Below are 6469 nucleotides of genomic sequence, written 5' to 3'. Positions count from 1 at the left end.
GGGGTGGTGGCCCCCCATTTCGGGGCCCCCCCCCCCCCGACCTCGTTAACCGATATGCGCAGGCCGACAGCGGGTTCGCCCGCTTCTCGCGCCGGGCCCGCTGAAACCATGCGCCAGTCGCCCCTCCTGCGGACGCGGGCAGTGCGGTACGTTGGAACCAGGTACTTCTTCAACCCTAAACTCGCATGGTGGACGCAACTAATGGACTCAACAAAGAAAAAACATATGAGCCCGCCCGCCGAAGTTCGCCCTGGCGACGATCTTGATCTCTACGATTCCAAGATCGTCACGAATGTCTCCGGCCGCACCGCAATGACTCGCAAACGCCTTGCCAACGGCCGTGAGACTCGCGCATTTCTTGAAGCCGCGCTGGACCTCACCACCGAGCTTTTTAACCCGGCGCTATCGGAACAGCTGCTTGATGCCGATGAGGACGACGCTCGTCCGGTCATGTCGTATCTGTCCCGCCGAAAGGTTCTGGCGAAGGCCAAGAAGAATTGTGGCGACGACTTCCCCCTCAGTGAAAACATGATGCGCCACCGCTGGAGCTCGCATGGGGACTTTCTGGCCGACTTCGTTTCCTACGCCCTGGCCGACAAGCACTGGAGTCTCGAGGTCGCGTTCTCGCAGCATGCCAAGGACTTGTTGACCGCCGAAGATGATTTTCCCCGGGCCGTCCACCGCGTCGCCTACGAGGACCTCAAGCGGGTGCTGGAGCTGCCCGCCTTCAGGTTTCAGCTGCTGGCCGTGGCAACGGCCCAGGCGGATTCCGCATCCGCGCAGGCGTTGGCACGCATGTACACCAATCTGTCGCAGGTGTGGATGGCGCTCTACACCACCGTATTTGAACACTACGGGCTCACGTTCAGGCCTGGCGTGACCATGGAAGATTTCAACATCTTGCTGCAGTCTATGGCTGAGGGACTTGGGCTGAGATTGATCTCCGGTGTGGATGAACGGCTGCTTGACCACGAGAAGCGGACTTCACTGTTGGGAACCGCCGCGCTTTCGCTGTTTCTGGCATTGGTCGACCCGGGTGACGGGCTCACCGTCGAGCAAGCAGCGGAAACCGCCATGGGCCAGCGGCGCACGACATAGATTCGGATTCGACCGGCGCCCCGCACTCGTGACTCGGAGCGGGGGGCCGGATACCCCCAAGCAGCCCGGCACCCCCACTCCAACCGCGGCATTGGTCATCATGGGCAACGGACCACATCGATGTCCGTGCAGGGATTAGCCTGCCCGGCCCCAAAACTCTGGTGCCGCGGTGTTCAATGTGCCCCGATCCCCAAGCCAATGCGCAGGTGGCCCAGCGCCCAACGAGTAGCCCCACGCCTTGATGCACCGGGCAGGACCGCCCCACCGTTACCGGTTCGACTTTCTTCCTACGTCCCGACCCATTCACCCAAAGCCGACTTACCACATTGGTTTGCAACCACTGGTCCAATACAAGCAAAGATCCGGGCCCCAGCTCTACCCTCACTTGGGTCAACCTGACTGGGTCCACCCGGTTGGGTGCCATGAATGGGCACCGCCCCTCGCCAGGCGTGCGGCGAGCCTACTTTTGCGCGAGCAGGCGCTGCACGCGCGGCTTGACCTCGGTGGCCAGCAGTGTGATCGACTCCAGCAGGTGTTCCTGCGGGAGTCCGCCGACATCCATTTGGAGGAAGTGGCGCATGTGGCCCATGTAGCCGTGCAGGTGGACGATGCGCTCGGCCACCTCGTCAGGCGAACCCACGTAGTAGGCACCCGGAGCCTCGGCCTGCGCGTCGTAGGCGCGCTTGTCGGGCGCCGGCCAGCCGCGCAGCCGGCCCATTTCCACGTTGATGTTGACCCAGCCCGGGTAGAAACGCTCGAGCGCTTCCTTCTTGGTCGGTGCCACCAGGCCCAATGCCGCCACCGAGATCTTGAGTGATTCTTCCGAATGCCCGGCCTGGGCACCGGCTCGCCTGTACAGCTCGGCCAGCGGGGCGAAGCGGTGTGGCGCCCCGCCAATGATGCCGTAGGACACCGGCAGGCCCAATTGCCCGGCACGCGCCGAGGAGCTTGCGTTGCCGCCCGTGGCCACCCAGATCGGAAGCCTCCCGCCGAGAGGACGCGGCACCACGGCCAGGTCCTCAATTGTCGGGCGCTTGGTTCCGGACCATGTGATATTCGAGTCGTTCGCATTGTTGATCGCCATGAGCAGGTCGAGCTTTTCGGCGTAGAGCTCGTCGTACTCTCCAAGGTCGTAGCCGAAAAGCGGGAACGTTTCCACGGATGAGCCTCGCCCCGCGGTGATCTCGATGCGCCCTCCCCCGGAGATGACCTCGGCCGTGGCGAATTGCTGGAAGATGCGCACCGGGTCGTCGGTGCTGATGATGCTCGCGGCGCTGCCCAGTTTGATGCTGCTGGTGGCGGCGGCCGCGGCGGCGATCAGGGTGCCGGGCGAGGACGCCGGCATGGTCGTGGTGTGGTGTTCACCCACACCGAAGTAGTCCAGGCCGGACGCATCGGCATGCTTGATTGCCTCGAACAGGTTCCGGATTGCTTCGCCGGTTGATCGCAGCGATCCGTCGGCATTGCGCTGGGTGTCGCCAAAGCTGTAGGCACCGATTTCCATGTGGTCATTCCTCATTCGTCGTGTCAGCGTGTGGTGGGTCAGGCGGTGGCAAGGCTGTGTTGCAGCGCGTGTGCCAGTTCGGCGGCGTTGAAGCGGCCATTGAAGATGTTGGTTCCGGGTTCGAAGGATTTTCCTGCAGCCAGATCGCCGGAGTCCACGGAGTCAAAGCCCAGCGTGTCGATGAACCCGGCCACCAGCGATTTGGCGTTCTCGTCATCCCCGGCCACGGCCAATGCCCGGCGGTCCGGCGTTTCCGGATCGGCGGCATCCGGTTCCATCTCGTGGTAACCGATGTGGTTGAAGGACTTCACCACGCGTGAATCGGCCAGGTATGCGGACACGACTTCGCTGGAGGACAGATGGGTGTTTTCAAAGTCAGCAATGTCGCCGTCGGTGGCGGCCCAGTAGTTCATGGCATCGATGACGACCCTGCCACCAAGTGCGTCCGCATTCAGGGATTTGTACTTGTGCAGCGGGATGGCCACGACCACCAGGTCGGAGGCGGCGGCCTCGGCCGCGTCGACTGCCACCGCGCCGGGGGTGACGATCTCGATGATCAGCTCGTTGTCGGCGGCCGGCTTGGACGTGGCAACCTTGACCCGGTATCCGGCGGCCACCGCCAAACGGGCAATAGCTGTACCCACACGCCCGGCACCCAGGATGCCAACGGTCCCCTTGAAGGCAACGTGCTCTTGTGCCCCGATATCCATGTGTCCTGCTTTCCGAGAATTTATGTTGTATTACAGACTATATTCCCAACAGATCATCTGTGCAACACCATAATGTCGGGTATGATGGATGTCATGGCCTCCATTCAGCACGCACCCCTCGCACTCGACAAGCCGCTGCCGGGGTTCCTCCCTGGTGATCTTGCTTGGCACCTGGGAATGATCCTGCGCGGACACCAAACGCACTTTGCCGAGGCCGTGGCGGAGATGCCTTGTTCGGTGCGCGGCTACCAGATGCTTTCCACCGTGGTTCACCATGACCCTGCCAACCAACAGGCCCTGGGTGCGCACTTGGGCATCGACCGTACCGTGTTGACCTACCTCATTGACGATCTCGTCGCCGCCGGGCTGGTTGAGCGCGTGCCTGCCCCGACGGATCGACGCGCCAGGAAGATCGTGGCCACCAAGCAGGGCGAGACCCTGCTGAAACAGCTCGAGGCACGAGTTGCCGCGGCCGAACAGACCTTGCTCACCGGGCTCGACGCGGGTGAAAGCGAGCAGCTCGCGCGCCTGGTCTCCAAGCTCTCCATGGCGATCCATCGCGCACAACCCGGCGCCAATCCCTGCGAAGCCATGGACCACCTGGGCTAGTCACCCGGTTGGCCGAGAGCCGTCACCGAAACGTCACAGGCGGATGGTTCCGGTCACTAACCGTGATCCGACAGGCGCGGGCACCATAGACTCGTGCCATGAACGCTGGCGACATTACATTCCACACCCGCAAATGGGTCCGCCCCGAAGATCTCAATGCCAATGGCACTCTCTTCGGAGGAAGTCTGCTGCGCTGGATCGACGAAGAGGCCGCGATCTATGCCATCGTCCAGTTGGGCAACGGATTCGCCGTCACCAAGTACATGTCGGAGATCAATTTCGTCTCCTCGGCGCAGCAAGGTGACCTCATTGAGATGGGCCTGACCGCCACCCACTTCGGCCGTACCTCGCTGACCATGCGCGCGGAGGTGCGGAACATGTTCACACGCCAGTCCATCCTCACCATCGAGAAGATCGTCTTCGTGAACATCGGTCCGGACGGTGCCCCGGCAGCGCACGGTTACTCGGAGATCACCTACGACCGCGACCGCATCCCCGGCGAGCACCTGAAGATCAAGCTGCCCGAAGAGCAGTAGCCGGTTCGCACAGGGGCCACCCGTCCATCCGAAGGTGTCGGCTAAGACGCCTTCTTCACCGGGCGAAAGACTCCCCCGCCCCACTGGACGCCGCTGCGCATCAGCCACAATTCGCAAGGTCGAATGGTTCCCAAACGAACCTTGTGGCATGGCGGAACATAGCTGTCGTCGATCTCTGAGTCGTCACCACGTGTCCAGAACTCGTCGTTGATCCTGAATATGTTTGCCATGACCTCGCAATCGCAGTAGCCACCCAGTTCGGGGAATTTTCGTTCCAGCGAGGTGGCCCTCGGTGCCCGCAGATCCCGGTAGGTGGTGCACCACTTCAGCCCGCTGCAGCCGTGCTCGAGCATGCGGTTGACGTAGCAAGCCAGGCATTCGTAGCGTGGCGGCAGCAGCCTCTTCGCGATCTTGAGCGCATCCTCAAGGTCCGAGACGGTGTATTGGTCCATGGTGAACTCCTCGAATCGGTGGAGTCTTCAGCATGGGATCAAAACCCTGCCCCAGGTCGTTCAGGGCAACTGGGCTGTGCACAAGCAGAATGGGCGGGTTGTCGCCTGCCGCTGTGAGGGGAAGCCGTTGCCCCTGCACGGACTCAGGCGTTGCCCTGAAACCGCACAATCCGCTCAATGGCCTCAACGACCGCGTCGAATCCGGCGGCAAAGCTCAGGCGCACATGGTGCTGCCCGTTGACGTGGTCAAAGTCGTTGCCGGGAACAATCGCCACGCCCTCGGCTTCCAGCAACGCAGCACAATATGCGGCGGCATTTTCATGGGCCCCCAGCTTCTCGCCCAGATCCGCATACAGGTAGAAGGCGCCGTCGGCCGGCGCGCTCTCACCCCAGCCGAGGCGACCAATCGACCCCAGCACCACGGCTCGGGTCCGCGCGAACTCGGCCACCCGGGCCTCGGCCTCGGCATAGGAGTCCTCGGTGAACGCGGCCAGCGCCGCGAATTGGGCGGGAGCCGGCGGGCAAAGCGCCACGTTGCCGGCCAACGCGTCCACGGTGGCCAGCATGTCGTCGGGGACCAGCGCCCAACCCAAGCGCCAGCCGGTCATGCCCCAGTACTTCGAGAAGCTGGAGATCACCACGGTGTCGGTGTCCAATTCCCAGGCACTGATCGAGCGGCGAACCTCGGATCCCGGTTCCGGGTAGTCAATGCCATGGTAGATTTCGTCGCTGATCAGCCTGACGCCGCGTTCCTTGCACCAGCCGGTCAGCTCCGCGAGCTCCGGGCCGGAGACCATGGTTCCGGTGGGGTTCGCCGGAGACGCCAGCATCAGGCCGTCGAGATGTCCATGTTCCTGCCAAGCCGCTTCGAGCAGCTGCACGGTGGGCTGGTAGCGGGATTCCTGCCCGGCGTCCAGTTCAATGACATCGATGCCCAGAGTGCGCAGGATATTGGCGTAGGCGGGATAGCCGGGGCGGGCCAGTGCCACCTTGTCACCGACGTTGAAGGCGGAAAGGAAGGTCAGCATGAAGGCGCCGGAGCTGCCGGTGGTGATGGCGACGTTGTCCGCCGGGACCTCGATGTTGTACCAACGCTTGTAGTGTCCTGCAATGGCTTCACGAAGTTCCCGGATGCCCAAGGCCGGCGTGTAGGTCAGCGGTGTGCCGGCCGCATGGATCTCGGCGGCGCGCTTGGAGACGGCGGATGGAGCTCCATCGTTGGGCTCGCCCGCGCACAGCGAAATGACATTTCGGCCTGCGGCCCGCAAGTGGGCGACCCTGTTCAGGATGTTCATGACCTCAAACGCAGGAACCTTCGCCCGATCCGCGACCTTCAACATTCGCTGCACTCTTCCTCCGGTTTTTTGTGCCGTACTGACAACTTCACCAAGCCTGTCATATACCGGAGGGTTGACGCGCGAAGGCCCCACCTATTGAACTGGTCCCCGAAAGTTGGACTCGGTAAGTAAAAGTCTACGCAGCCAGTGCCTGGGCCCGGTATTTCATCGGGCTCAGGCACTCGAGCGTTAACGAGATGCGGTCATGGTTGTACCAGTGGAT

The 6469-nt window shown here is 62.7% G+C and carries 8 protein-coding genes; 3 read left to right on the top strand and 5 right to left on the bottom strand.

What is annotated here, in order from left to right; genetic code table 11:
* The first annotated feature begins 201 nt into the window (after positions 1-201).
* Positions 202-1098 (top strand): hypothetical protein, encoded by an 897-nt coding sequence (locus ACLQ7E_RS15980; RefSeq protein WP_411733560.1) that lies wholly within the window; start codon positions 202-204, stop codon positions 1096-1098.
* Between the two features lie 460 nt (positions 1099-1558).
* Here ACLQ7E_RS15980 and ACLQ7E_RS15975 read toward each other — a convergent pair whose 3' ends face one another.
* Both ACLQ7E_RS15975 and ACLQ7E_RS15970 read right to left on the bottom strand, forming a co-directional pair.
* Positions 1559-2602, bottom strand: a complete 1044-nt coding sequence (locus tag ACLQ7E_RS15975) for an LLM class flavin-dependent oxidoreductase (RefSeq protein ID WP_411733559.1) — start codon at positions 2600-2602, stop codon at positions 1559-1561.
* Between the two features lie 38 nt (positions 2603-2640).
* The gene (locus ACLQ7E_RS15970) at positions 2641-3312 is read right to left on the bottom strand and encodes an NADPH-dependent F420 reductase (RefSeq protein ID WP_411733558.1); all 672 of its coding nucleotides are present in this window, start codon (positions 3310-3312) and stop codon (positions 2641-2643) included.
* 93 nt (positions 3313-3405) lie between these two features.
* Between ACLQ7E_RS15970 and ACLQ7E_RS15965 the strand changes: the two genes are divergently transcribed.
* Positions 3406-3921, top strand: a complete 516-nt coding sequence (locus ACLQ7E_RS15965) for a MarR family winged helix-turn-helix transcriptional regulator (protein WP_411733557.1) — start codon at positions 3406-3408, stop codon at positions 3919-3921.
* Positions 3922-4019: 98 nt separating this feature from the next.
* Positions 4020-4457 carry an acyl-CoA thioesterase gene (locus ACLQ7E_RS15960; protein ID WP_411733556.1) on the top strand — a complete coding sequence of 146 codons (438 nt, stop codon included), beginning with the start codon at positions 4020-4022 and terminating at the stop codon, positions 4455-4457.
* 41 nt (positions 4458-4498) lie between these two features.
* Here ACLQ7E_RS15960 and ACLQ7E_RS15955 read toward each other — a convergent pair whose 3' ends face one another.
* The 3 genes from ACLQ7E_RS15955 to ACLQ7E_RS15945 all read right to left on the bottom strand — a co-directional run bounded on the left by ACLQ7E_RS15955 (position 4499) and on the right by ACLQ7E_RS15945 (position 6469).
* Positions 4499-4909: a DUF2695 domain-containing protein gene (locus ACLQ7E_RS15955; protein WP_411733555.1), complete on the bottom strand. Its 411-nt coding sequence runs from the start codon at positions 4907-4909 to the stop codon at positions 4499-4501.
* A 143-nt stretch (positions 4910-5052) separates the two neighbouring features.
* Positions 5053-6249 carry a pyridoxal phosphate-dependent aminotransferase gene (locus tag ACLQ7E_RS15950; RefSeq protein WP_411733554.1) on the bottom strand — a complete coding sequence of 399 codons (1197 nt, stop codon included), beginning with the start codon at positions 6247-6249 and terminating at the stop codon, positions 5053-5055.
* 133 nt (positions 6250-6382) lie between these two features.
* Positions 6383-6469, bottom strand: coding sequence for an IS3 family transposase (locus tag ACLQ7E_RS15945; RefSeq protein WP_411731500.1), 87 nt, complete (start codon positions 6467-6469; stop codon positions 6383-6385).

The organism is Paeniglutamicibacter sp., from assembly GCF_046714615.1.
Lineage (GTDB): Bacteria > Actinomycetota > Actinomycetes > Actinomycetales > Micrococcaceae > Paeniglutamicibacter.
This window is presented reverse-complemented; position numbering and strand designations above follow the sequence as displayed.